The sequence below is a fragment of the Ideonella sp. FW305-24 genome (assembly GCF_058788035.1).
Genome location: NZ_JBYTAI010000017.1, coordinates 1 through 26,644 on the forward strand (window position 1 = coordinate 1; position 26,644 = coordinate 26,644).

Genomic DNA, 26,644 nt, shown 5'->3' on the forward strand with positions numbered 1-26,644 from the left:
ACGTCACCGGCCAGACCGCCTTCGACGACAAGACCTCGGGCAACAGCTTCGGCGCCCAGATCGAATGGTGGTTCTGACACGGGTTTCGAGGCCGTGCTGAACCTCGCGTGAACCCTGTTTCCAGGCCCGTGCTGCTGAGTGAGGATGCAGCACGGGCCCTTCGCAAATTGGAGAGTCTGATGAATAGCTTTCGTGCAATGCCCCTGAGCGCCGTCGTGCTGGCCTGCGCCTGCGTCGTGGCCACCGCCGCTCAAGCGGGTGAAGTTGAAGTGCTGCACTGGTGGACCAGTGGCGGCGAAGCCAAGGCCGTGTCCTCGCTGAAGGCCACGCTGCAAGCCAAGGGCGACACCTGGAAGGACTTCGCAGTCGCCGGTGGCGGTGGCGATTCGGCCATGACGGTGCTGAAGTCGCGCGTGGTTTCGGGCAATGCCCCGGCTGCCGCCCAGATCAAGGGCCCGTCGCTGCAGGAGTGGGCCGCTGAAGGCGTGCTGGCCAACATGGACGACGTCGCCAAGGCCGAGAACTGGGACGCCGTGCTGCCCAAGGTCGTCAGCGACGTCATGAAGTACCAGGGCCACTACATTGCCGCCCCGGTCAACGTGCACCGCGTGAACTGGCTGTGGTCCAACCCTGAAGTCTTCAAGAAGGCCGGCGTCAAAGTGCCGACCACCTGGGACGAGTTCTTCGTCGCCGCCGAAGGCCTGAAGAAGGCTGGCGTGATCCCGGTCGCGCACGGTGGCCAGAACTGGCAGGACTTCACCACCTTCGAAGCGGTCGCCCTGGGCGTCGGCGGCGTGGACTTCTACAAGAAGGCGCTGGTGCAACTGGATCCGAAGACGCTGAGCAGCCCGACCATGGAAAAGGTCCTGACGACCTTCAAGAAGGTCAAGGACTACACCGACAAGAACGCCCCGGGTCGTGACTGGAACCTGGCGACTGCGATGGTCATCAAGGGCGAAGCCGGCATGCAGATCATGGGCGACTGGGCCAAGGGCGAATTCCTGGCAGCCGGCAAGGTGCCGGGCAAGGACTTCTCCTGCAGCGCAGCCCCTGGCACCGCCAAGTCCTACACCTTCAACATCGACTCCTTCGCGATGTTCAAGCTGAAGAACGAAGCCAACATCAAGGCCCAGAAGGACCTGGCCGTGGCCATCATGTCGCCCGAATTCCAGGAAACCTTCAGCCTGAACAAGGGCTCGATCCCGGTTCGCCTGGGCGTGAAGATGGACAAGTTCGACGAGTGCGCCAAGACCTCGTCGGCTGACTTCGTCTCCACCGCCAAGACCGGCGCGCTGGTGCCGTCGATTGCCCACGGCATGGCCGTGCCGTCGGCTGCCGAAGGTGCCATCAAGGACGCCGTGAGCCAGTTCTGGAACACCGACAAGATGACCGCCAAGGAAGCGATGGACAAGATCGCCAGCGCTGCCAAGACCAAGTAAGCGTGATGCGGTGAGCGCCGGCGATGGCGCTCGCCGGTCTCCGGGCGGCTTGGTCAGCTGAAGTTCTTCCAAGCCGTTTCGACCGCGCCATTGGCGCGGTCGTTTTTCTGACCTACTGTCCGTCTCCATGTCAGCCCCATCCGCCCTGCGCACACCCTGGCTGCCCAAACTGGTCATCGCACCGTCGTTTGTGCTGTCGTTTTTCTTCATCTATGGGCTGATCGCCTGGAACGGTTACCTCTCGCTTTCCGCTTCCCGCCTGCTGCCCAATTACGACTTCGTTGGCCTGGAGCAGTACGTCAAGCTGTTCGACAACGACCGATGGTGGGTGGCGCTGAAGAACCTGGGCATCTTCGGCGGCCTGTTCATCTTCGGCGGCATGGCCCTGGGCCTGCTGCTGGCCATCCTGCTGGACCAGAAGGTGCGTGCCGAAGGCGTGCTGCGCACCATCTACCTGTACCCGATGGCGCTGTCCTTCATCGTCACCGGCACCGCGTGGAAGTGGATCCTGAATCCCGGCCTCGGCATCGAGCACCTGATGCGCGAATGGGGCTTCACCAACTTCGAATTCGGCTGGCTGGTCGACCCGGACAAGGCCATCTACTGCGTCGCCATTGCCGGCATCTGGCAATCGGCAGGCTTCGTGATGGCGCTCTTCCTCGCCGGCCTGCGCAGCATCGACGACTCCATCATCAAGGCTGCGCAGGTCGACGGTGCGAGCCTGCCGCGCATCTACTGGCGCATCATCATCCCGACCCTGCGTCCGGTCTTCTTCTCCACGTTGATGGTGGTCAGCCACCTCGCGATCAAGAGCTTCGACCTGGTGATGGCGCTGACCGCTGGCGGCCCCGGCTACGCCACCGACCTGCCGGCGACCTTCATGTACACGATGGCTTTCTCGCGCGGCCAGATCGGCCTGGGCGCCGCCAGCGCAACCATCATGCTCGCGACGGTGGCCGCCATCGTCGTGCCTTACCTGTACTCTGAACTCCGTACCAAGAAATGAGCGCGCCGTCCTCTCTCGCCCCGCGCCTGTCGTGGGGCCGCATCGCGCTCTTCACGGCGCTCGGGCTGTTCGCCCTGTTCTTCCTGACCCCCCTGTACGTGATGCTCTCGACCGCGCTGAAGAGCATGGACGAGATCCGCAACGGCACGCTGCTGTCGCTGCCCCTGTCGCCCACACTGGATGCCTGGGCCAAGGCCTGGTCCGGCGCATGCACCGGCACCGATTGCGGCGGCCTGAAGCCGTTTTTCATGAACTCGGTGATGATGGTCGTGCCGGCTGTCGGCGTTTCCACCTTGATTGGGTCGCTGAATGGCTACGTGCTGTCCAAATGGCGTTTCCGCGGCAGCGAACTGATGTTCGCGCTGATGCTGTTCGGCGTGTTCATGCCGATGCAGGTCGTGCTGCTCCCGATGAGCCAGATCCTGGGCTGGCTGGGCATTGCCAGCTCGATCTGGGGCCTGGTGCTGATCCACGTGCTGGCCGGCATCCCGTCGACCACGCTGTTCTTCCGCAACTATTACGTGGGCCTGCCCGATGAGCTAGTCAAGGCCGCGATGCTGGACGGTGCGAACTTCTGGCAGATCTTCTGGCGCATCGTGCTGCCACTGTCCACGCCCATCCTGGTCGTGACGCTGATCTGGCAGTTCACCAACATCTGGAACGACTTCCTGTACGGCGTCGTCTTCTCCGGCGCGGACAGCAAGCCCATCACCGTGGGTCTGAACAACCTCGCCAACACCACCAGTTCCGTCAAGGAATACAACGTCGACATGGCTGCCGCGCTGATTGCTGCGCTGCCCACGCTGTTCGTCTACGTCGTGGCGGGCAAGTATTTCGTGCGTGGCCTGACGGCTGGCGCCGTCAAAGGCTAAGAAGGAAAAGAGCACATCATGGGCGCACTCACCATTGAACAGGTCCGCAAGACCTTCGGCAACGTCGAGATCCTCAAGGGCATCGACATCGACATCGAAGCCGGCGAATTCCTGATCCTCGTCGGCCCCTCGGGCTGCGGGAAATCCACGCTGCTGAACATGATCGCCGGCCTGGACGTGCCGACCACCGGCAAGATCCTGCTGGGCGACCGCGACATCACCCACCTGCCCAGCAAGGACCGCGACATCGCGATGGTGTTCCAGAGCTACGCGCTCTACCCGAACATGAGCGTGGCGCAGAACATCGCCTTCGCGCTGGAGATGCGCAAGGTGCCCAAGGCCGAACGCGAAGCCGCGGTGCAACGCGTGGCGAGCATGCTGCAGATCGGCCACCTGCTGGACCGCAAGCCCGGCCAACTCTCCGGCGGCCAGCGCCAGCGCGTGGCGATGGGCCGCGCCCTGGCACGCAACCCCAAGCTGTTCCTGTTCGACGAACCACTCTCCAACCTGGACGCCAAGCTGCGTGTGGAAATGCGCGCCGAGATCAAGCGCCTGCATCAGAAGACCCAGACCACCACCGTGTACGTGACCCACGACCAGGTCGAGGCCATGACGCTGGGCGACCGCATCGCGGTGATGAAGGACGGCCAGGTGCAGCAGTTCGGCACCCCGGACGACATCTACAGCCGCCCGGCGACCCGCTTCGTCGCCGAGTTCATCGGCTCCCCGGCCATGAACCTGATGACGGCCCAGCGCGCGGCCGCCGGCCTGGCCGCCAGCGGCGTGGCCCTGCCGCTGGCCGAGGTGCAGCGCGCCTCGATCTCGGCCGGCGCGGCCAACGAAGTCAGCTACGGCATCCGCCCGGAAGACATCGCGCTGGTCAGCGCCGATCAAACCGGCGCCCTGCCCGGCCGCATCAGCATGCTGGAGCCCACCGGCCCGGAAACCTATGCGCTGGTCGAGACCGCACTGGGCGTGTTGACCGCTCGCGTGCCGGGCAAGGTGGTGCAGCGCGTCGGCGACGCCGTTGCGCTGCAATGGTCCCCGCTGTCCGCCCATCTGTTCGACGCCAAGAGCGAACAACGGCTGGCCTGAGCTCGCCAACGACGTGGCCCTGCGCCCCACGTCCTGGGGGTGCCGAGGACATGGGAACGGGCTTGGCTTGGCACCCTTTGCCGACTTAGCATCACCCCATGAAGCAAGATCCCGACTTCCGTCGCGCCGAGTTCCTGGAGGAACACCTGCTGCAGACGCAGGCCTTCTATGACGACCGCTGTGTGGACCCCAGCGGCGGCCTGTACCAGTTCTACAAGGACGACGGCCGGGTCTATGACCCGTACACCCGCCACCTGGTCAGCAGCACGCGCTTCGTCATCACGCATGCGACCATGGCCAGGCGCTTCCCCGGGCATGCGCGCGCCGCCGAATGGCTGGCCAACGCCCGCCACGCGCTGCGCTTCGTGCAGGACGTGCACCGCGACCCCACCACCGGCGGCTACGCCTGGCTGCTGCACTGGGACAGCGGCCAGAAGAAGGTGCTGGACGCGACCAACCATTGCTACGGCCTGGCCTTTGTGCTGCTGGCGCATGCACAGGCGCTGCGCGCCGGCATCGAAGAGGCCCGCACCGGCCTGTTCGAGACCGCGGAGCTGATGGAAAGGCGCTTCTGGGAGCCTGCCGCCAAGCTGTATGCCGACGAAGCCACGCCGGACTGGGTGCTTTCGCCCTACCGGGGCCAGAACGCCAACATGCATGCCTGCGAAGCCATGCTGGCCGCCTACGAGGCAACCGAGGCGCCGCAGTTCCTGCTGCGTGCCGCCGAGCTGGCCCAGTCGGTCACCCAGCGTCTGGCCGAACATGCCGGCGGCCTGATCTGGGAGCATTACCACGCCGACTGGTCGCCCGACTGGGAATACAACCGCCACGACAAGACCAACATCTTCCGGCCCTGGGGCTTCCAGGTCGGCCACCAGACCGAATGGGCCAAGCTGTTGCTTCAACTGGAGCGCAACCTCGGCGAACCGGAAGACGACAGCAGCTGGATGCTGCAACGGGCCAAGGAGCTGTTTGGCGTGGCCACGCTGCAGGGCTGGGACCGTGCCCACGGCGGCCTGGTCTACGGCCTGGCGCCGGCCGGCAACCCCTCCACCGACCGGCACCTGCTGGTCTGTGACGCCGAGAAATACCACTGGGTGCAGGCCGAATCGCTGGCCGCTGCTGCGGTGCTGGCCCAGCGCACCCATGACGGTGCCTACTGGGACTGGTACGACCGGCTGTGGGGCCACGCCTGGGCCAATTTCGTGGACCACACGCACGGCGCCTGGTTCCGCATCCTGAGCGCCGAGAACCGCAAGATCAACGACGACAAGAGCCCCGCGGGCAAGGTCGACTATCACAACATGGGCGCCTGCCACGAGGTGCTGGACGCGCTGGTGCGCTGAGCCCGCGTCAAATCACCGCGCGGAAGTCTGCTTCCGCATACGTCATGGCGCGGCCCTGGCGGGCTCTTCCTGGGCCGCTGAATGCGGCGAGCAAGGCGTTTGCCTGCCTTCTTTTCCGGCATTGCACCGGGGCTGGCCGCGGCAAGATTCGCGAGCCCCGAATCGGCTCTCGCGCCGTCGCCCAGGAGAGAAGAACCATGATGAAGCCCATGAAACGCCTGCTGCAGCCCGGCATTGGACTGATGCGCCGACTGCGCATGCCGACCAAGCTGGGGCTGATGGCGGCCATGTTGCTGGTGCCCATGGTGCTGGTGATGGTGAACCAGGCCCGCCAGAAGCTGGCCGAGGTCGAGCTTGCCAACACCGAGCGTGAAGGTGTGCGCGTGGTGCGCGCACTGTCGGACCTGGTGGCCGAAACCCAGGCCCATCGCGGCCTGAGCAACCGGGTGCTCAGTGGCGATGAGGGCGCCCGGGCCGCGCTGCTGGAGAGCCACGGCCGCTTGCAGCAGGGCCTGACCGAGGTGGATGCCGTCGTCAGCGAATTGCACGCTTTCTCGTTGCGCACCGAGTGGGACGCACTGCGCCAGCCACTGCAGACCCTCGCGCAGCCGGCACCGGCAGGCGCCAACCGGGCCGCCTTGTTCGCCGAGCACAGCGCCAGCGTCGATGCACTGCGCCAGTTGGTGCTGTTGACGGGGGAACGCTCCACATTGCTGCTCGACCCCGAGGCCCAGACCTTCTTCCTGATGGACATCGTCGTCGAGCGCACCATTCCCTGGACCGAGAACCTGGGCGTGATGCGTGGCGAAGGCGCGGCGTTGATCAAGCGCGGCGAAGCCACCGGCGCCGACAGGGCGCGCGTGCTGGGCCGGGCGGCTGCGCTGGCAACGATCGATGCCGACATGCAGTTTCGAGTCGATGCATTGCAACGCGCCGGTGCCCCCATGCCCAGCCACTGGGAAGCCGCCAAGCAACGCTCGAATGCCTATGCCAGCCAGGTCAAGCAGATTTTCTCTGGCGACGCGATTGAAGGCGACCCCGGTGCCTACTTTGCCGCCGGCACCGAGGCGATCGAACAAGTCGTCGCCCTGCAGCATGAGATCAGCGAGAAGCTCGATGCGTCGCTGGTCGCGCGCATCGACGCAGTGCGGTACAGCCTCTGGCTGCAGCTCGGTGCCTGCGCGCTCGGCATGTTGCTGTGGATCTACCTGGCCTCTTCGCTGTATGCCAGCTTCATCAGCGGCCTGAATGCCTTGCGCCTGGGCGTGGCGGCCATGGAGCGCGGCGACATGGCCCACTCGGTGCGGATCGAAGGGCATGACGAGGTGGCCGAGATCGGTGCACTGGTCGAAAAAATGAGCCACCAGCTCTCGTCCATGGTGGCGGAGATCCGCAGCAGCGCCGTGCGCGTCGGCCTGGCGGGCCAGCAGCTAGTCGCCAGCAGCGACGCCCTGTCCACCCGCACCGATGCACAGGCCGCCGGCCTGCAGCAGACCATGGCCACGGTCAGCGAACTGAGCAAGGCGGTGAGCAGCAATGCCGAAGCCTCGCGCGAACTGGACCACCTGACCGACCGCCTGCGTGACCAGACCGAGGCCGGCGGCGATGCGATGCGCAGTTCGGTGGAGGCCATGGGTCAGCTGGAAGCGAGCTCCCGCCGAATGGCCGAAATCATCGGCGTGATCGACGGCATTGCGTTCCAGACCAACATCCTCGCGCTGAACGCCGCCGTCGAAGCCGCGCGCGCCGGCGAGGCCGGCCGTGGCTTTGCCGTCGTGGCCACCGAAGTCCGCCAGCTGGCGCAGCGCAGCGCTTCAGCGGCCGGTGAAATCCGCCAGCTGATCGGCAGCTCCACCACCCAGGTCGGCAGCTCGGTCGCCAGCATCCAGTCGGTCAGCGGCACGCTGCAGACGGTCGTGGCCGGTGTACGCGACGTCTCCCATCGCCTGCGCTCCATCGCACAGGCAAGTGCAGTGCAGAGCGAGGGGCTGGTCCAGGTCAGCGCCAGTGTTGCCGGTATGGAAGAGATCACCCGCCAGAACGCAGAGATGGTGGTGGAGTCTGCAACCGCATCGACCGAACTGGTGTCCAGGGCCGGAGCACTTGGCGAGGCTGTCGCAGCCATCCGGCTGCGGCAAGGCAGCGCGGACGAAGCCTATGCCATGGTCACCAAGGCCATGAAACTGATCGATTCGCGCGGCCTGGATGCCGCGTCCAAGGTCTTCTGCCAGCCGGACGGCGGCTTCCTGGACCGCGACCTCTATGTCTTCATCGTGGACCGCGAAGGCCGCTACCGCACCCACGGCGCCAAGCCGGCCATGAATGGCAAGCGGGTGCATGACGTGCCGGGCATCGACGGTGACCGCTTCACCCGCGAGGCATGGCAAGCCAGCGAAGGCAGCCACTGGGTGGAATACGACATCGTCAACCCTGAAACCGGCAGCGTGATGCCCAAAGCCAGCTTCGTGCAGGCCATCGACGCCAAGCTGCTGCTGGGCTGCGGCGTGTACCGGGTCAAGGGGCACTGAGCGCCTTCGCCCGGGCCACGCACCAATCTCAGAGCTCTGGTGCCGCGGCATCCAGGGGCAGCTTGACCTGCGCTTGCGTTGCCATCGCAGGGTCGCCAGCCGCCCGCCGAGCCGCAGCCCGCAGTTTCTCCGGCCGCACCAGGTAGCTGTAGATCACCGGCACCACCAGCAGCGTCAGCAGCGTGGAGGTGATGACGCCGCCGATGATGGCGCGGCCCATCGGGGCTTGCAGTTCGCCGCCTTCGTTGAAGGCCAGCGCCAGCGGCAGCATGCCGAACACCATCGCGGCCGTCGTCATGATGATGGGGCGCAGGCGGATGGAGCCGGCTTCGCGGATGGCCTCGGCCACGCTCTTGCCGGCGCGCACCGCATGGTTGGCAAAGTCGACCAGCAGGATCGCGTTTTTGGTCACCAGGCCCATCAGCATGATGAAGCCGATCATAGAAAACAGGTTGATGGTCGAGCCGGTGAGCAGCAGCGCCAGCATCACGCCTATCAATGACAGCGGCAGCGAAGCCATGATGGCGATCGGCTGCAGGAAGCTGCCGAACTGGCTGGCCAGCACGATGTAGATGAAGACCACGGCCAGGCCCAGCGCGGCCAGGATGTTGCCGAAAATCTCGCCCTGCTCCTTGGTCTGGCCGCCCACGTCGAAGCGGTAGCCCGGCGGCAGCACCGTGGCCTTGACCAGCTTCTGCACGTCCGAACCCACGTCACCCACCGCGCGGCCTGAAGCCTTGTCCACACCGGCATAGATGGCCTGCCGGCGCTCCAGGTTCTGGCGCTTGATGACCACCGGGTTTTCGACTGGCTCGATGGTGACCACGCGCTCCAGCGGGATCGGCGTGCCGTCCTTGGCATAGGCCACCGGCAGCTGGCGCAGCTGGGCGACCTGCTGGCGGTATTCGCTGCCCAGGCGCAACTGCACCTCCACCTGCTGGCCGTCCGGCGTGGTCCAGTAGGTCGCCACGTCGCCGTTGACGAAGGTGCGCAGCGAAGCAGCCAGGTCGGTGGTGGACAGGCCGAGTTCGCGCACGGCGTCCGGCTTGATGCGCACCGCAAAGGCCGGCACACCCGGCTTGACCGAAGTTTCCAGGTCGGTCACGCCCTTGATCTGCTTGATCTTGGTCGACAGGTCGTTGGTGATCTGGTCCAGCACGGTCGGGTCCGGGCCCAGCACGGCGATGAAGATCGGCCGGTTCCAGCCCAGCGAGATGTCGATGCCCGGCACCTCCTTCAGCGCCTCGCGTATCGCGTCCTCGATCTCCTGCTGGCTGCGCTTGCGCTCCTTGCGCGGCTTCAGGCCCAGGCCGATCTCAGCGGCATTGCGCCCGGCTTCGCCACCCACGGTCGTGCTCATCGTGTCGATCTCCGGGAAGCGGCGCACGATGTCCTCCACTTGGCGGATCTTGTCGTCCGAGCGGGCCAGGCTGCTGCCCACCGGCAGCTTGACCTGGATCTGCGTGTAGCCCTGGTCGTTCTGCGGAATGGTCTCGGCGCCGATGAAGGGCACCAGGAAGATCGCACCGACGAAGCTCAACGCGGCCAGGCCGACCACGATGCCGCGCGGCGTCAGCGTGGCCCAGCGTAGCCGGCGTGGCAGTGTCTTGTCACGCTGGCCTGCCGCATCGAACGGACGGCCGAAGGCGGGCACCGGCGGCAGCATCAGCCGGTAGCGCCGGCCGCTGAAGGACCAGACGATCAGGCGGTCGTAGATTGCGTGCAGGTGGTCCATCGCCCAGTCCAGCCCGCCGATCAGCTGGCGGATCACCGGCAGCTTGCGGATGCGGTCGCCGGGTGGGTCCGGCCAGACGGAGGACAGCATTGGGTCCAGCGTGAAGCTGACGAACAGGCTGACCAGCACCGCCACCGTGACGGTGATGCCAAACGGAAAGAAGAACTTGCCGACGATGCCTTTCATGAAGGCCACCGGCACGAACACCGCGCAGATCGCGAAGGTCGTCGCCATCACCGCCAGGCCGATCTCGTCGGTGCCGATGCGGGCTGCGCTGTGGTGGTCCCGCCCCATCGCCACATGGCGCACGATGTTCTCGCGCACGACGATGGCGTCGTCGATCAGCAGGCCGATGCACAGGCTCAGCGCCATCATGGTCATGAAGTTCAGCGTGAAGCCAAACATGTAGACCGCGATGAAGCTGGCAATCACCGAGATCGGCAGCGTCAGCCCGGTGATGATGGTCGAGCGCCAGCTGTGCAGGAACAGGAAGACGATGCCCACCGTGAGCAGCGCACCTTCGATCAGCGTGTGCTGCACGCCGGTCAGCGAGTTCTTGACCCAGTCGCTGTTGGCATAGACCACCTTCAGCTCCACGCCGGGCGGCAGGCCGGGCTGCATGTCGGCCACGGCTTCCTTGATCGCGTCGCCGGCGCGCACGATGTTGGCGTCCTTCTGCTTGAAGACCTGGATGTTGATGGCTGGCTTGCCGTTCAGGCGCGAGATCGCGTCCGGCTCGCGGTCGGCCTCCACCAGCTGCCCCAGGTCGCCCAGCGTGGTCACGCCGTTGCTGGTGTTGCGAGAGACGACGATGTGGGCGAAGTCCTTCGGGTCCCGCACCCGGCCTTCGACGCGCACGATGGCGTCTGCCGTGCCGTTGGTCACCAGACCGACCGGTTCGTCGGCATTGGCGCGCTGCAGCGCAGTGGCCACGTCGGCCGGTGTCAGGCCGGCGGCGCGCAGGCGGGCGGCATCCAGGTCGATGCGCACCTGGCGCACGTTCAGGCCGTTGGCCACGACGCGGGCCACGCCTTCGCTGCGCTCCAGGCGCTTGACCACCGTCTGGTCGGCAATCAGCGACAGCTCGCGTTCGCTGCGGTCATGGGCGATGAGCGCCAGCACCACGGTGGGCTGGGCGTTGTCGTTGTCGAAATGGCCGATGAACGGGGGCTTGGCGTCCTTGGGCAGGCCGGCTTGTACGGCGGACATCTTGTCGCGCACGTCCTGCGTGGCCTGGTTGATGTCGGCGTCCAGGCTGAACTCGATCACCGTCTCGCTGCGGCCTTCCAGGCTGTTGGAGCGGATCATCTTGACGCCGGCAATGGCGTTCACGGCCGACTCCACCGGTTTGGTGATCTCGGTCTCGACCGCGGCCGGCGAAGCACCTGGGTAGGCGATCTGGATGAAGACCACCGGCGGGGCAACGTCGGGCATCTGCTCCACGCCCAGCCGCTGGTAGGAAAACAGCCCCAGCACACACAGCGCCACCATGACCATGGCAGCAAACACGGGGTTGGTGATGGCGACGCGGGTCATCCACATGATGCAGGTCCTTCAGGGGATGTTCAGAGTGCGCGCGGTGCCGAAGCGGCCGGCGCCGCCAGGGCTGCCCGCGTCGCGGTGGCGCTCGCCGGGTCGCTGGCAATCACCGCTGCCGCGCCTTCGCGCAGGTTGTCGAAGCGGGCGCCCAGCACCTGCGCGCCGGCCGGCAGGCCTTCTGCCACCTCGACCAGGCCGCGCTCGGCATCCCGCCGGCCGGTGACGATGGTGCGGCGCATCAGCTTGCCGGCCTCCAGCGTCCAGACGTAGTCCTGCCCGGAAGCAGAGGCAATGGCGGTGACCGGCACCGTCAGCTTCGGTTCGCCAGCCGGCAGCATCACCCGGGCGCTGGCGAACTGCCCTGCCCGCAGCACTTCCTTGGGGTTGGCCAGCGTGACCGTGACGCCAATCGAGCGCGTGCCGACCTCGGCGGCAGGCGCAATGCGCGCCAGCGTGCCCTGCATCGGCTCGGCCAGGCCTTCGACCTGCAGCGTCACCTGCATGCCGGGCCGCAGCTGCGACACCTCATGCGTGCCGACGCTGCCCGCCATTTCCAGCGTGCGCAGGTCGACGATGGTCAGCAACTGCTGCTCGGCCGCCACCTTTTCGCCCGGCAGCGCATGCCGCTTGGCGACGATGCCGGAGATCGGCGCCACCAGCGCCGCGTCGCGCTGCAGGATGTGCACCGTCTCGACCTGGGCCTGCGCAGCGGTGTACTGGGCGCGAGCGGTGTCCAGTGCGGCCTTGGAGGCGTCAGCCGCGTTGGGCGAGATGAAGTGCTGCTCGGCCAGGCGCAGGTTGGAGGTGTGCGTACGCTCGGCCTGGACCATGGTGGCGCGCGCCGCTTCGGCGTTGGCCTCGCGCTCGTTCATGCGGGCATTCAGCTCGGCCAGGTCGATCACCCCCAGGCGCTGGCCGGCCGTCACCCGGCTGCCTTCGGCCACCTGCAGGTTGACCAGCGTGCCGGCCGCCTTGGCGCGCACCACCACCGTGTTCGGCGCCACCAGCGGGCCGGAGAAGCTGACATTGGCCGGCAGCGCCAGCGCCTGCGGGCGCACCACCTCGCGCGCTGTGAAGGCCAGCGGCTTTTCCGGCGCCTTGGCGCTGTCGCCATGCCCGCCACCCTTGCGCATGGCGACCACGCCGCCCACCGAGCCCAGCACCAACACGGCCACCACACCCCCTATCACCACCCTGCGCTTTTCCATGTCGTCACCTGCTTGTTTGGACCAGCCCTGTGCTGGAGCGGCCGCAGTGTAGGTCTGGGGTTCGCGGCTTCAAGTGGCGGCGCGACGAGCCGTTGCGCCGGCTGACGAACTGCAGCGGTGACGGACGAACGGCGGTGCCCTGCGCGAGCCCATGCACCGGGCGCCGCCGAACGCCAAAGCGTTGGCGAACATGCTGCAGCGCATCAAGGCCGGCTGCCGTCCACGCGTGCCATCTGCGCTTCATCACCGCCTGGCGTCGATTTGTCGCAAGAGGGGGCTGCAAAACTTCATGGTCGAGATAAGCTCGCGCCACTTTTTTCGCACCTTGCGGTGCCCGCCCACGAAGCGTGGCCCGCCTACAGAACAGATCCTGAGGAGTCGACCGATGCGTCTCATCGTCCTGCCCGTGGTGATTGCCACCAGCCTGCTGGCCGCCTGCAACAAAGGCAGCGGCCCGGCCGCCCCGGCAAGCCCGGCTTCGGCCACCGCTGCGGCCGGCGCGGCGTCCAGCCCGGTGCTGCTGCTGGCGCCGGAAGACCTGCGGCCCATCCGCACCGGCACCCAGGCCTCCGGCGCGGTCATCACAGGCTCGGTCGAGCCCGAACGCAAGGCCGACCTGCGTGCCGAAGTGGCCGCCGTGGTGCTGCAGGTGGTGCGTGACAACGGCGAGCAGGTCAAGCGCGGCGACCTGCTGGTGCGGCTGGACGACACCTCCATCCGCGACAGCCTGCGTTCGGCCGAAGAAGCCGAGCGCGCCGCCAACCAGAGCTTCGAGCAGGCCGAGCGCCAGTACCAACGCCTCAAGACGCTGCAGGCCCAGGGCATGAGCTCGATCCAGGCGGCAGAGGACGCCGAGATTCGCCGCAACAACTCGCAGAGCGACCGCGTGGCGGCCAACGCCCGTGTGGTCACCGCCCGCCAGCAGTTGCAGCGCACCGAGGTGCGGGCGCCGTTCGACGGCGTGGTCAGCGACCGCAAGGTCTCGGCCGGCGACACGGCCCAGATCGGCAAGGAGCTGATCAAGGTGATCGACCCGGCGAGCATGCGCTTCGAGGGCCTGGTCTCGGCCGACCGGGTGCACGAACTGCAGCCCGGCCAGCAGGTCGTCTTCCGCATCAACGGCTACCCGGGCGTGGACTTCCAGGGCAAGGTGCGCCGCGTGGACGCCTCGGCCAATGCCACCACCCGCCAGGTGGAGGTGCTGGTGGCACTCACCGGCGACAAGCAGCCGCGTGTGGCCGGGCTGTATGCCGAGGGTCGGGTGCTGACCGGCGAAAGTGCCGCGTTGATGCTGCCGGAAGCCTCGCTGGTGCGCGAAGGCGATGCCACCAGCGTCTGGCGTGTGCGCAACAACACGCTGGCCAAGGTGCCGGTGAAGGTTGGCCAGCGCGACGTGCGCAGCGGCGAATACCCGGTGGCTTCCGGCCTTGCCGACGGCGACGAGGTCCTGCGCCACCCCGGCTCTACGCTGGTCAACGGCCAGAAGGTGGAGCGTGCGGCGGCGGCCGCGTCCACCGCTTCGCAACCCAGCAAGGGGTGACCGATGTTTCTTTCCGACTTCAGCATCAAGCGGCCGATCGCGACCATCGTCATCATCATCAGCCTGATGGCGATGGGGCTGATGGCCCTGAAGCAACTGCGCGTCAACCAGATGCCGGACGTGGAGCCGCCGGTGCTGGTGATCAGCATCGACTACCCCGGCGCCTCGCCGGACACGGTAGAGCGCGAAATCATCAACCGCATCGAGAAGGCGCTGCAAAGCATCAGCGGCGTCAAGGAAGTTCGCTCCACGGCGAATGAGAGTTCGGCGCAGATCGTCATCGAATTCGAGTTCACCAAGAACCTGATCGAAGCCTCCGACGAGGTGCGCAACGCGATTGCCACGGTGCGCTACAAGCTGCCCTCCGAAATGCGCGAGCCGGTGCTGGAGCGGGTGGACCCCGGCGCCCAGCCCATCATGCAGATGGCCCTGTCGTCATCCACGATGACGCATGCCCAGATCTCGCAGCTGGCGGACGACGACCTGGCGGACCGCTTCCGCGGCGTGTCCGGCGTGGCGGTGGTGGAGATCAATGGCGGGCTGCAGCGCGAGCTGTCGGTGCTGCTGCATGCCGAGAAGCTGCGCGAGTTCAATGTCTCGGTGGCCGACGTCGTCAACGCGCTGCGGGTGCAGAACGCCACCGCGCCGGTCGGCAAGGTGCGCGGCACGCTGGAAGACCAGAGCATCCGGCTGGTCGGCCGCATCGAGTCACCGGCCGGCTTCGAGCAGGTCGTCATCAAGCGCAGCGCGGACCAGACGGTGCGCCTGGGCCAGGTGGCCGAGATCAACGACGGCTTTGCCGAGCTGGTGACCCACTCAATGCGAAACGGCCGCAACAACGTCGGCATCTCGGTCACCCGCGCACGGGACTCGAGCACCGTGGGCGTGGCCAACGAAGTGCGCAAGCTGGTGGGCGAGATCAACAAGACCCTGCCCGAAGGCACCAAGCTCGAAGTGACACAGGACGGCGGCAAGGACGCGGAGAACAGCCTGAACAACGTCGTTCACGCGCTGATCTTCGGCGCCGGCCTGACCATCTTCGTGGTCTACATGTTCCTGAACTCCTGGCGCTCGACGCTGATCACCGCGCTCAGCCTGCCGACCTCGGTGATCGCCGCCTTCATCGCCGTCTGGCTGTGCGGCTTCACGCTGAACTTCATGAGCCTGCTGGGCCTGTCGCTGGCCATCGGGGTGTTGATCGATGATGCGATCGTGGTGCGCGAGAACATCGTGCGCCACATGGAAATGGGCGAGGACAGGCGCACCGCGGCGCTGAACGGCACGGCCGAGATCGGCCTGGCGGTCGCCGCGACCACGTTCTCCATCGTCGCCGTCTTCGTGCCGGTGGCTTTCATGCCGGGCATCTCGGGCCAGTGGTTCCGCCCGTTCGGCTTGACGGTCGTCGCCTCGGTGATCGTCAGCCTGTTCATCTCGTTCACGCTGGACCCGATGCTGTCGGCCTTCTGGGGCGACCCGCCCGGACACCATGACGCGCCCAAGCGTGGCATCAGCAAGGTGTTGGCCAGCTTCAACCACTGGTTCGACCACCAGGCCAGCCGCTACGGCAAGGTCATCGACTGGGCCTTGCACCACCGCGCGTGGATCTATTTCCTGGCGCTGCTGACCCTGGTGGCGTCGCTGGGGCTTTTCAGCAAGTTCGGCGGCTCCAGCTTCCTGCCCACGGGCGACTGGGGCACGCTCGCCATCCAGGTGCGCACGCCCCCCAGCAGCAGCCTCGAATACTCGCGGCTGAAGCTGGAGGCTGCAGCCGAGCTGGCGCGCAGCATGCCGGAGACCAAGGCGACCAACAGCTACATCAACGTCAATGGCGGCCGCATCTACGTGGACATCGGCAAGAGCACCGAGCGCAAGCGCTCGGGCGTCGAGGTTGCCGAGGAACTGCGCAAGAAGGTGGCGCGCCTGGTCGGTGCTGAATACGTGGTGCTGGAAGACCTGAACAACGGCGCGCAAAAGCCGGTGCAGATCCGCTTCCATGGCGCCGATTCGCGCACGCTGCAAAGCATCACCAGCGACTTCATGGACAAGCTGCACGGCGTGCCCGGCGCAGTGGACATCGGGCTGTCGGAGCAGGATCCGCAGAACGAACTGAAGATCGAGCTGGACCGTGGTCTGGCCAACCAGCTGGGCATTTCGGTCAACGACGCGGCGCAGGCGCTGCGGGTCGCGTTTGCCGGTGTGGAGGTGGGCGACTGGGTGGACCCGACAGGCGAAACCCGCGATGTCGCGGTGCGCCTGCACCCCAACGACCGGGTGGACGCCAGCAACATCGAGCGCCTGCCGGTGGCCGTGGGCAACAGCAGCATGGTGGTGCCGCTGGACCAGATCGCGACCATCTCGACCGGCAAGGGCCCGTCGCAGATCCAGCACTCGGACACCAAGCGCATGATGGCCGTCACGGCCAATGCACAAGGCCGTTCGTCCGGCGAAGTCACGGCCGACGCGTTGAAGCTGGCCAAGTCCATCACCTTCCCCAATGGCTACGGCCTGGAACTGGCCGGTGCCTCCAAGGACCAGCAGGAAGTGTTCTCGCGCATGCTGTTCGCGCTGATCATGGGCATTGCGCTGATGTACCTGGTGCTGGTGATCCAGTTCGGTTCGTTCACCGCGCCGATCCCGGTGATGCTGTCGCTGCCGGGCACCTCCATCGGCGTGGTGCTGGCACTGCTGCTGTCGCACAGCACGCTGAACCTGATGAGCTTCATCGGCATCATCATGCTGGTCGGCCTGGTGGCGAAAAATGCCATCCTGCTGCTGGACGCCGCGCGGGCGCGCGAAGCCGAAGGCATGGCCCGCGAGGATGCACTGCACATTGCCGGCCAGCGGCGGCTGCGGCCCATCCTGATGACCACTTTCGCGCTGATCGCCGGCATGCTGCCGGTGGCCATCGGGGTCGGCGAAGGCGGCGAGTTCTACCGGCCGATGGCCGTGGCCATCATCGGCGGCACCATCACCTCGACCTTCCTGACGCTGCTGGTCGTGCCCTGCCTGTACGACACCATCGAGCTGAAGACGGCCAACGCCGGACTGAAGTTCCATGCGCGGGCGGCTCGCTGGCCGGTCATCTTTGCCGGCATCGTGACCTTCCTGGAGACTCTGGCGACCCTGACCTGGCTGCGCTTCAGCTGGCGCTGCCTGGTGTGGGTGTTCCATCGCATCACCGGGCCGAAGACGGTCGACTACCGCCAACCGGTCTGAAGCACGCAGGCCATGGCGGCCTGCCCTCCAAACGCAAAACGGCGCCTGGATCAGGCGCCGTTTTTTCTGGCCGGTCGCCCCCGAGTTCAGCCGCGGGCGATGTCCGGTGTGGCGACGTGCACGTCGCCACACTGCGCGCGGTGGCGCATGACGTGGTCGATCAGCACCAGCGCCAGCAGCGCCTCGGCAATCGGCGTGGCGCGGATGCCGACGCAAGGATCGTGGCGGCCGAAGGTCTCGACAGTGGCCGGCGTGCCGGCCAGGTCGATGGAGCGGCGCGGGGTGCGGATCGAACTGGTCGGCTTGATCGCCAGGTTCACCGTGATGTCCTGCCCGGTGGAGATGCCGCCCAGCACGCCGCCGGCGTGGTTGCTGGCAAAGCCTTCGGGCGTCAGCTCGTCGCCATGCTCGCTGCCACGCTGGCGCACGCTGTCGAAACCAGCACCGATCTCCACGCCCTTGACGGCATTCAGGCCCATCATCGCGTGGGCAATGTCGGCGTCCAGCCGGTCATACAGCGGCTCGCCCAGGCCCACCGGCACGCCGCTGGCTTCCACATACAGCCGCGCGCCGACCGAGTCGCCGGACTTGCGCAGCGCGTCCATGTAGGCCTCCAGCTCGGCCGTCTTGCTCGCGGTGGCAGCGAAAAACGGGTTCTGGTCGACCTGGGTCCAGTCGTCGCGCGGAATGTCGATCTCGCCAATCGCCGTCATGCAGCCGCGCAGCGACACACCATGCTGCTCGGCCAGCCATTTGCGGGCCACCGCGCCGGCGGCCACGGTCGGTGCCGTCAAGCGGGCCGAACTGCGGCCACCGCCCCGCGGATCGCGGATGCCGTACTTGTGCCAATAGGTGTAGTCGGCGTGGCCGGGGCGGAAGGTCTGGGCAATGTTGCCGTAGTCCTTGCTGCGCTGGTCTGTGTTGCGGATCAACAGGCAGATCGGCGTGCCGGTGGTCCGGCCTTCGTAGACGCCGGACAGGATTTCCACCGCATCGGCCTCGTTGCGCTGGGTGACGTGGCGCGAGGTGCCCGGGCGGCGGCGATCCAGCTCGGGCTGGATGTCGGCCTCGGACAGCAGCATGCCAGGCGGGCAGCCGTCGATCACGCAGCCAATGGCCGGGCCGTGGCTTTCGCCGAAATTGGTGACACGGAAGAGTTCGCCGAGGGTGCTGCCAGACATGCGAAGGTCGTGGCCGGCCAGCAGGCCCGCACACGATGCAAGGTGGGAAAAGGCCTCGATTTTACGGGCCAGGCCCGCCTGCAGCCGGCTTCAGCGTGAAACAGCACCGGTTTTCGCCGCCGGCTCGGCCCATTGCCCTGGACCGAACTCGGCGAAAGTGTTGCCATCCCGATGCTTCGCGTGCGTCCGTCCTTGCTCATGCCTGTTTCCGCCCTGCCCTACCTCCTTTTGCGCCGCCTGCTGGCCGCCGCCGGGAGCGTTGCCGCGGTCTTCGGCAGTGCCTGCGCGTGGGCAGCCCCGGCCCTCCGCAACGGGGCGCAGGCGGTGCCGCAGCCGCTCCCGCTCTGGGCGCTGGTGCAGGCCGCCGTGCTGCTGGGCCTGCTGGCGCTGGCCTGGCGCATGTGCAGCCTGGCACGCCGGCACGAACAGGAAGACACGCTGAGCCGCGCGATGCTGGACCACAGCCCGCAGCTGATCGCCTTGATGACCGCAGACGGCCGCGTGCGCCGCATGAACCAGGTCGCCCATCAGTGGATGGGCGACAGCGCCGAAACGCTGACCCGTGCACCGATCTGGCTGCATCCGGCCTGGGGCGCCGAGCCCGGGCAGGCCGAGCGGCTGCGCCAGGCTGTGGCCCAGGCCGCAGCAGGCGCCACCTGTCGGCTCGAGCTGCGCCTGGACCACGGCGCTGCCGGCACCCGGCTGGCCGATCTTTCTCTGCGCCAGGTGCCCACAGGCCCCAATGGCAGCGCCCGCCATCTGCTGCTGGAAGCACGCGACGTGACGGTGCGCCGCCAGGCCGAGGACAAGCTGATGCTGGCCGGCTCGGTGCTGGAGCAGACCCACGAAGGCATCCTGATCACCGACGCGCACGGCGTCGTGTTGTCAGTCAACCCGGCGTTCTGCAAGATCACCGGCTACGGTGCCGAGGAGATCCAGGGCCAGTTCCCGGCCGCGCTGAAAGCCGGCATGGACGACCCACGGCTGGCCGCGCGCATGCACCGCAGCCTGGCCAGGTGCGGCCACTGGCGCGGCGAGTTGCGCACCTTGCGCAAGGACGGCACCCCATTGGCAGCCTGGGTTTCGCTGGCCCATCGGCTGGACCCCAGCGGTCGCACCAGCCACCTGATCGCCATCGTCAACGACATCACGCAGAGCCAGCAGACGGAGCAGAAGCTGCTGCGCCAGGTGCATTTCGACACGCTGACCGACCTGCCAAACCGCCACCTGCTGACCGACCGCTTGGTGCAGGCGCTGCATACCGCCAAGCGCAACGGCGACACGCTGTCGCTGCTGTTCCTGGACCTGAACCGGCTGCGCGACATCAACGACCATTTCGGCCACAGCGCCGGCGACGCAGTGCTGCTGGAAGTGGCCTGCCGGCTGCGCGACAGCCTGCGCGACGTGGACACCGTGGCCCGCCTCGGCGGCGACCAGTTCGCGGTGCTGCTGCCCGGCACGCCGGCAGATGGCGCGCAACAGGTGGCGACCAAGCTGGTCGAGCGGCTGGCCCAGCCTTGCCACGTGGGCGACCTGCGCAATGCCGCAGGCGAGTCGGTCGGCCAGGAGCTGAGCCTCACGCTCTCCATGGGCGTGGCGGTCTACCCGAACGATGCCGAAGGCGCCGAGGCCTTGATGCGCTGCGCCGATACGGCGATGTACCGCGCCAAGCAAGAGGGCCGCGGCCAGTGGTGTTTCTACACGACCGAAATGCAGCAGCGCTCGGTGCGGCAGATGCAGCTGGAAGCGGCCCTGCGCCGCGCCGAAGAGCGCGACGAACTGCGCCTGCACTACCAGCCGCAGTTGGCGGTCACCCGCAGTGGCGAGATTGCCGGCCAGGTGATCGGCGTCGAGGCGCTGATCCGCTGGCAGCACCCGGAGCTGGGCATGGTCTCGCCCGGCGAATTCATTCCGCTGGCCGAGAGCAGCGGGCAGATCCTGGCCATCGGCACCTGGGTGCTGCGCACGGCCGTGCGACAGATGGCAGACTGGGTGCGCGAGGGCCTGGCGCCCTGTGTGGTGGCGGTGAACCTGTCAGCGCTGCAGTTCCGCGACCCTGGCCTGCCCGAGCTGGTACAGGCGGTGCTGGAGGAAGCCGGACTGCCGCCCGAGTACCTGGAACTGGAACTGACCGAAAGCGTGGCCGCCGGCAACCCGCAGGCCGCCTGCGCGATGATGGACCGGCTGCATGCACTAGGCGTGCGCCTGTCGATCGACGACTTCGGCACCGGCTTCTCGTCGCTGAACCACCTCAAGCGCTTCCCCATCCACACGCTGAAGATCGACCAGTCCTTTGTGCGCGACATCACCACCGATGCCGACGACCGCGCCATCGTGCAGGCCATCATCCAGATGGCCCATGCGCTGCGGCTGACGACGATTGCCGAAGGCGTGGAAACCGATGCCCAGGCTGATTTCCTGCGTGCCCACGGCTGCGACATGGTGCAGGGCTATCGCTACTGCCGGCCGCAACCGCCGGCAGATGCGCTGGCATGGATCCATGGGCAGCGCCAGCGGGCAGGGGAAAGCGCCGACAAGCCGGCAACAAGCCCGCTGCCGGCGATCACCGACACCACGTTTGCGGGCTGAGCGCCCGCCGTTGGCTGGTGGCTGGAGGCGACTGCTGCTTCAGCTCGGTTGGGTGCCGGGTGCGGCCTCTTCCTCGACGGGCCAGTCGCGGATGTAGGCCTTGAGCATGCGGTTCTCGAAGTCCTGCGCGTCCACCACGCTCTTGGCCACGTCGTAGAACGAAACCACGCCCATCAGCGTCTTGCCATTGAGCACCGGCATGTAGCGGGCATGGCGGCCCAGCATCATGCGGCGAACCTCGTCGATCTCGGTCTCGGGCGTGCAGGTCAGCGGCGCGTCGTCCATCACGCTGCGTACCAGGCGCGTGCCGATGGCCATGTCGTTGGAAACAATGGCAGCGATCACCTCACGGAAAGTCAGCATGCCGATCAGGTCACCATGGTCCATGACGACCAGCGAGCCAATGTCGTGTTCGGCCATGGTCTGCACGGCCTGGGCCAGCGGCTGGTCGGGCGAAATCGTGAACAGGGTGTTGCCCTTCACACGCAGGATGTCAGTGACTTTCATTTGGCTCCTCTCGCTCCGCTGGTACTTCCTCTGACCTTGAGGTAACCAACATAGCACACAATCCGGCGCCATCCTACATGGCGAAAGAACCTATGCCGCCAGGCATCTCAGACCCCGGATTCGACACGCTCGCGGTGCACGCAGGCGCTCAGCCGGACCCGGCAACAGGCGCTCGCGCGGTGCCGCTGCACCTCAGCACCTCGTTTGTCTTCGAGTCCAGCGAGCACGCGGCCTCGCTGTTCAACATGGAGCGCTCCGGCCACGTCTACAGCCGCATCTCGAATCCGACCACCGCCGTCTTCGAGGAGCGCATGGCGGCGCTGGAAGGCGGCGTGGGCGCCATTGCCACCGCCAGCGGCCAGGCCGCCTTGAGCCTGGCCATCATGACCCTGTGCGGCACCGGCTCGCACCTGGTGGCCAGCGCCGCGCTGTATGGCGGCTCGCACAACCTGCTGGACTACACGCTGCGCCGCTTCGGCATAGCGACCACCTTCGTGCAGCCCGGCGACCTGGCCGGCTGGCAGGCTGCCATCCGCCCCAACACCCGGCTGCTGTTCGGCGAGACGCTTGGCAACCCGGGGCTGGACGTGCTTGACATTCCGGCTGTGAGCGGCATTGCGCACGCCGCCGGCCTGCCGTTGCTGGTCGACTCGACCTTCACGCCGCCATGGTTGCTGAAGCCCTTTGCACACGGCGCTGACCTGCTGTTTCACTCGGCCACCAAGTTCATTGGCGGGCACGGCACGGTGGTCGGCGGCGTGCTGGTCGATTCAGGTCGCTTCGACTGGGTCGCGGCGCATGCGAAGCACGGCCTGTTCGACACGCTGTGCGAGCCGTACCACGGCTTTCACGACGTGGTGTTCGCAGAGGAAAGCACCGTGGGCGCTTTCCTGCTGCGCGCACGCCGCGAAGGCCTGCGCGACTTCGGCGCCTGCATGAGCCCGCACACCGCGTGGCTGCTGCTGCAGGGGCTGGAGACGCTGCCGCTGCGCATGGCGCGGCACGTCGAAAACACCCGCGCCGTCGTGCAGTTCCTCGCGGCGCACCCGATGGTCGAACACGTGGGCTACCCAGAGCTGGACGGCCATCCCAGCCAGGCGCTGGCGAAACAGCTGCTGCCACGCGGCTGCGGCGCGGTGTTCAGCTTCGACCTGAAAGGCACGCGCAACCAAGGCATCGCCTTCATCGAGGCGCTGAAGCTGTTTTCCCACTTGGCCAACGTGGGCGACTGCCGCTCGCTGGTGATCCACCCGGCCTCGACCACCCATTTCCGCATGGACGACGCCGCACTGGCCAAGGCCGGCATCACGGCCGGCACGATCCGGCTGTCCATCGGCCTGGAAGACGCGGCCGACCTGATCGACGACCTGAAGCGTGCACTGAAAGCTGCAGAAAAGGCAGGCGCCTGATGGAACTCACCGTCCAGGGCCGCCGCGCCTATGCCTACACCGGCGGCAAGCCCTTCGACCCCACCCTGCCCTGCGTGGTCTTCCTGCACGGCGCGCTGAACGACCACAGCGTGTGGACGCTGCTGGCGCGCTGGTTCGCACACCATGGCCACAGCGTGCTGGCGCCGGACCTGCCCGGCCACTGCCGCTCCGAAGGCCCGCTGCTGGACAGCGTGGAGACGATGGCGGACTGGACGCTCGCGCTGCTGGACGCCGCTGGCGCCAGGCGAGAGGACACGCTGGTCACGGGCCACAGCATGGGCTCGCTGATCGCGCTGGAAACCGCAGCGCGCGGCGCCGACCGCATCGGCCGGCTGGCGATGATGGCCACCGCGTACCCGATGCAGGTCTCGGACGCGCTGCTGAGTGCCGCACGCGACACGCCGGCCAAGGGCATGGCGATGGTCAACGCCTTCGCGCTGTCCCAGCTCGCCGCCAAGCCGAGCTACCCCGGTCCCGGCAGTTGGCTGCACGGCGCGGGCCTGGCGCTGATGGCTCGGGTGCAGGCCAGCCAGCCCGAGGCCAACGTCTTCCTGCACGACTTCCAGTGCTGCAACGCCTACCGGCGCGGGCTGGAAGCGGCGGCCGAGGTGCGTTGCCCGGTGGACTTCATCCTGGGTGATGCCGACCAGATGACGCCGCCCAGGGCCACGCGCGAGTTGGCCGCTGCGCTGAAGGCGCATGTGCACCGGCTGCCCGGCGGACATTCCCTGATGCAGGAGCAGCCCGATGGGGTGTTGAATGTGCTTCGCAGCGCCTTGCGCTGAAGGAGCATGCGATGTCCCAGGCCTCCGCCCATCCGCCGACTGGCGGCGACGCCGTCAACCCGGCCAGCTTCCACAGCTTCGGCGAGTTCTACCCTTTCTACCTGAGCGAGCACAGCAACCGGACCTGCCGGCAGCTGCATTTCATTGGTTCCACGCTGGGCCTGGGCTGCCTCTACGGCCTGCTGATGACGGGTCAGCTGCGCTGGCTGTTCTTTGGCCTGCTGTGCGGCTACGGCTGCGCCTGGATCGGCCACTTCGTGTTCGAGAAGAACAAACCGGCCAGCTTCAAACGCCCGCTCTACAGCTTCATGGGCGACTGGCGGATGTACTTCGACATCTGGCGCGGAAAAGTCTCGCTCTGAAATGAAGAAAACCGCTCCCCGAGAGCGGCTCTGTCGTTTTGCCTGCGGCGGCTTCAGGCCGCCAGCAGCGGGCGCAGCTGGGTCAGCATTTCCTTGACCATCGCCCTCAGGTCGAACTCGGCCTGCCAGCCCCAGTCGGCCTGCGCGGTGCTGTCGTCGATGGAGCGTGGCCAGCTGTCGGCGATCGCCTGGCGGAAGTCCGGCGCGTAGCCGATCTCGAAGCCCGGCAGTTCGGCGCGGATGGCTTCGGCGATCTGGGCTGGCGTGAAGCTGATGCCGCCCAGGTTGTAGGCGTGGCGCTCCTTGACCTGCTCTGCCGGCGCATCCATCAGCTCCAGCGTGGCGCGGATCGCGTCGTCCATGTACATCATCGGCAGAGCGGTTTCGGCGCCGAGGAAACTGGTGTAGCGGTTTGCCTTCAAGGCCTCGTGGAAGATCTCCACTGCGTAGTCGGTGGTGCCGCCCCCGGGCGGGGTCTTCCAGCTGATCAGGCCGGGATAGCGGATGCTGCGCACGTCCACGCCGTGCATGCGGTGGTACCAGGCGCACCAGCCTTCGCCGGCCAGCTTGGAAATGCCGTAGACCGTCGTCGGCTCCATCACGGTCTTCTGCGGCGTGTGGTCGCGCGGCGTGGTCGGGCCAAACGCGGCGATGGAGCTGGGCCAGAAGACCTTGTCCAGCTTGTGCGTGCGGGCGAGTTCCAGCACGTTCAGCAGGCCCTTCATGTTCAGGTCCCAGGCCCACATCGGATGCTGCTCGCCGCGAGCCGAGAGGGCAGCAGCCAGGTGGTAGACCTGGGTGATGCCGTGGCGCTCGGCGATCTGCGTCAGCGCCGCGGCGTCGGTCACGTCCAGCGCCTCGTGCGTCAAGCCAGGCACGCGGCCCTTGGGCGACAGGTCGCTGGTGATCACCGCGCCATTGCCGTGGCGTGCGGCCAGCGCTTCGGCCAGCTCGGTGCCGATCTGGCCGTTGGCGCCGATGATCAGGATCTTTGGAGTCACGCTCATTTCACCAGTCCCAGTTCACGGCCCGCTTGGGCGAAAGCGGCCACAGCGCGCTCCAGGTGGTGGCGGTCATGCGCGGCGCTCATCTGCACGCGGATGCGCGCCTGGCCCTTGGGCACGACCGGGAAGAAGAAGCCGACGACGTAGACGCCCAGTTCCAGCAGCCGCGCCGCCAGCTTCTGCGCCACGACCGCGTCGTAGACCATGATGGGCACGATGGCGTGGTCGCCCGGCTTGATCTCGAAGCCCGCGGCCTGGATGGCTTCACGGAAATACGCGGTGTTGTCGGCCAGCTTGTCGCGCAGCGCGGTGGACGCTTCCAGCAGGTCCAGCACCGCGATGGACGCGCCGACGATGCTGGGCGCCACGGTGTTGGAGAACAGGTAAGGCCGCGAGCGCTGGCGCAGCAGTTCGATGACTTCCTTCTTGCCGGTGGTGAAGCCGCCGGAGGCACCACCCAACGCCTTGCCCAGCGTGCCGGTGATGATGTCGACCTTGCCGAACACACCGCGGTGTTCGTGCGTGCCGCGGCCGGTCGCGCCCATGAAGCCGCTGGCATGGCATTCGTCGATGCCCAGCAGCGCACCGTGCTGGTCGCACAGCTCGCGCATCTCGGCTAGCTTCGCGACGGTGCCGTCCATCGAGAACACGCCGTCGGTGAAGACCAGCTTGAAGCGGGCGCCTGCCGCTTCGGCTTCCTGCAGGCAGCGCGCCAGGTCGGCCATGTCGTTGTGCTTGTAGCGGAAGCGCTTGGCCTTGCACAGGCGGATGCCGTCGATGATGGAGGCGTGGTTCAGTTCGTCGCTGATGATGGCGTCGTCTTCGCCCAGCAGCGGCTCGAACAGGCCGCCGTTGGCATCAAACGCTGCAGCGTAGAGGATGGTGTCTTCGGTGCCCAGGAAGCGCGCCAGGCGTGCTTCCAACGTCTTGTGCAGATCCTGCGTGCCGCAGATGAAACGCACCGAGGACAGGCCGTAGCCGTGGGTGCGCAGCGCCTCGTGCGCGGCTTCAATGACCTGCGGATGGCTGGACAGGCCCAGGTAGTTGTTGGCGCAGAGGTTGATGACCTCGCGGCCATCGGTCGTGCGCACTTCGGCGCCCTGCGGCGTGGCGATGATGCGCTCGGCCTTGTACAGGCCGGCTTCCCGGATGCCTTGCAGCTCGGTGCGCAGGTGGGCGTAGAAATCGGTGGCGCTGGCCATGGTCATGTCCTTGTCTTGCAGCACAATGCGTGTTCACTGCGAAATTCCATGTTCGATATA

The 26,644-nt window shown here is 67.0% G+C and carries 18 protein-coding genes; 12 read left to right on the forward strand and 6 right to left on the reverse strand.

The genetic code is table 11. From position 1 onward, the window contains the following. The first annotated feature begins 197 nt into the window (after window positions 1-197). From AC3WR5_RS29460 to AC3WR5_RS29485, 6 genes are all read left to right on the forward strand, one after another. On the forward strand, window positions 198-1,439 hold the full coding sequence (locus AC3WR5_RS29460; protein WP_231013015.1) for an ABC transporter substrate-binding protein: 1,242 nt from the start codon (window positions 198-200) through the stop codon (window positions 1,437-1,439). A gap of 127 nt (window positions 1,440-1,566) precedes the next feature. Beyond that, a complete protein-coding gene (locus tag AC3WR5_RS29465; protein ID WP_231012979.1) occupies window positions 1,567-2,445 on the forward strand; it encodes a carbohydrate ABC transporter permease in 879 nt (292 codons plus the stop codon). Continuing rightward, window positions 2,442-3,317 (forward strand): carbohydrate ABC transporter permease, encoded by an 876-nt coding sequence (locus AC3WR5_RS29470; RefSeq protein ID WP_492489121.1) that lies wholly within the window; start codon window positions 2,442-2,444, stop codon window positions 3,315-3,317. Before AC3WR5_RS29465 ends, AC3WR5_RS29470 begins: the two co-directional genes overlap by 4 nt. Window positions 3,318-3,335: 18 nt before the next feature. Beyond that, window positions 3,336-4,412 (forward strand): ABC transporter ATP-binding protein, encoded by a 1,077-nt coding sequence (locus tag AC3WR5_RS29475; protein ID WP_231012981.1) that lies wholly within the window; start codon window positions 3,336-3,338, stop codon window positions 4,410-4,412. Window positions 4,413-4,510: 98 nt separating this feature from the next. Continuing rightward, window positions 4,511-5,758, forward strand: a complete 1,248-nt coding sequence (locus AC3WR5_RS29480) for an AGE family epimerase/isomerase (protein ID WP_492489123.1) — start codon at window positions 4,511-4,513, stop codon at window positions 5,756-5,758. Window positions 5,759-5,955: 197 nt separating this feature from the next. Continuing rightward, entirely contained in the window at window positions 5,956-8,286 is a 2,331-nt protein-coding gene (locus AC3WR5_RS29485; protein ID WP_492489125.1) for a methyl-accepting chemotaxis protein, read from the forward strand. A 28-nt stretch (window positions 8,287-8,314) separates the two neighbouring features. On the opposite strand, the gene AC3WR5_RS29490 is transcribed toward AC3WR5_RS29485, so the two are convergent. Together AC3WR5_RS29490 and AC3WR5_RS29495 are read right to left on the reverse strand one after the other, a co-directional pair. Beyond that, window positions 8,315-11,563, reverse strand: coding sequence for an efflux RND transporter permease subunit (locus AC3WR5_RS29490; RefSeq protein WP_492489127.1), 3,249 nt, complete (start codon window positions 11,561-11,563; stop codon window positions 8,315-8,317). 23 nt (window positions 11,564-11,586) lie between these two features. Then, window positions 11,587-12,768, reverse strand: coding sequence for an efflux RND transporter periplasmic adaptor subunit (locus tag AC3WR5_RS29495; RefSeq protein ID WP_492489129.1), 1,182 nt, complete (start codon window positions 12,766-12,768; stop codon window positions 11,587-11,589). A gap of 385 nt (window positions 12,769-13,153) precedes the next feature. Between AC3WR5_RS29495 and AC3WR5_RS29500 the strand changes: the two genes are divergently transcribed. Both AC3WR5_RS29500 and AC3WR5_RS29505 read left to right on the forward strand, forming a co-directional pair. Next, complete coding sequence (locus AC3WR5_RS29500; RefSeq protein ID WP_492489131.1) at window positions 13,154-14,308, forward strand: efflux RND transporter periplasmic adaptor subunit; 1,155 nt, start codon at window positions 13,154-13,156, stop codon at window positions 14,306-14,308. A gap of 3 nt (window positions 14,309-14,311) precedes the next feature. Then, window positions 14,312-17,524 (forward strand): efflux RND transporter permease subunit, encoded by a 3,213-nt coding sequence (locus tag AC3WR5_RS29505; RefSeq protein ID WP_141289317.1) that lies wholly within the window; start codon window positions 14,312-14,314, stop codon window positions 17,522-17,524. An 86-nt stretch (window positions 17,525-17,610) separates the two neighbouring features. Here the strand turns inward: AC3WR5_RS29505 and aroC are convergent, their stop codons facing one another. After that, window positions 17,611-18,705 carry a chorismate synthase gene (gene aroC / locus AC3WR5_RS29510; RefSeq protein WP_492489134.1) on the reverse strand — a complete coding sequence of 365 codons (1,095 nt, stop codon included), beginning with the start codon at window positions 18,703-18,705 and terminating at the stop codon, window positions 17,611-17,613. A 198-nt stretch (window positions 18,706-18,903) separates the two neighbouring features. Here aroC and AC3WR5_RS29515 point away from each other — a divergent pair, with 198 nt between their 5' ends. Continuing rightward, complete coding sequence (locus AC3WR5_RS29515) at window positions 18,904-21,294, forward strand: putative bifunctional diguanylate cyclase/phosphodiesterase (protein WP_492489136.1); 2,391 nt, start codon at window positions 18,904-18,906, stop codon at window positions 21,292-21,294. Between the two features lie 39 nt (window positions 21,295-21,333). Here the strand turns inward: AC3WR5_RS29515 and AC3WR5_RS29520 are convergent, their stop codons facing one another. Beyond that, window positions 21,334-21,801: a CBS domain-containing protein gene (locus AC3WR5_RS29520; protein WP_492489137.1), complete on the reverse strand. Its 468-nt coding sequence runs from the start codon at window positions 21,799-21,801 to the stop codon at window positions 21,334-21,336. Between the two features lie 77 nt (window positions 21,802-21,878). On the opposite strand from AC3WR5_RS29520, the gene AC3WR5_RS29525 reads away from it, so the two are divergent. From AC3WR5_RS29525 to AC3WR5_RS29535, 3 genes are read left to right on the forward strand one after another with little or no spacing between them, the layout of a single operon-like run. Beyond that, window positions 21,879-23,210 (forward strand): O-acetylhomoserine aminocarboxypropyltransferase, encoded by a 1,332-nt coding sequence (locus AC3WR5_RS29525; protein WP_492489139.1) that lies wholly within the window; start codon window positions 21,879-21,881, stop codon window positions 23,208-23,210. After that, window positions 23,210-24,016 (forward strand): alpha/beta fold hydrolase, encoded by an 807-nt coding sequence (locus AC3WR5_RS29530; RefSeq protein WP_492489141.1) that lies wholly within the window; start codon window positions 23,210-23,212, stop codon window positions 24,014-24,016. Before AC3WR5_RS29525 ends, AC3WR5_RS29530 begins: the two co-directional genes overlap by 1 nt. A gap of 11 nt (window positions 24,017-24,027) precedes the next feature. Beyond that, window positions 24,028-24,378 (forward strand): Mpo1-like protein, encoded by a 351-nt coding sequence (locus AC3WR5_RS29535; protein WP_492489142.1) that lies wholly within the window; start codon window positions 24,028-24,030, stop codon window positions 24,376-24,378. Between the two features lie 53 nt (window positions 24,379-24,431). Here AC3WR5_RS29535 and AC3WR5_RS29540 read toward each other — a convergent pair whose 3' ends face one another. Together AC3WR5_RS29540 and kbl are read right to left on the reverse strand one after the other, a co-directional pair. Next, complete coding sequence (locus AC3WR5_RS29540; protein WP_492489144.1) at window positions 24,432-25,385, reverse strand: NAD-dependent epimerase/dehydratase family protein; 954 nt, start codon at window positions 25,383-25,385, stop codon at window positions 24,432-24,434. After that, window positions 25,382-26,584 carry a glycine C-acetyltransferase gene (gene kbl / locus AC3WR5_RS29545; RefSeq protein WP_492489146.1) on the reverse strand — a complete coding sequence of 401 codons (1,203 nt, stop codon included), beginning with the start codon at window positions 26,582-26,584 and terminating at the stop codon, window positions 25,382-25,384. Before kbl ends, AC3WR5_RS29540 begins: the two co-directional genes overlap by 4 nt. Window positions 26,585-26,644: the final 60 nt, after the last annotated feature.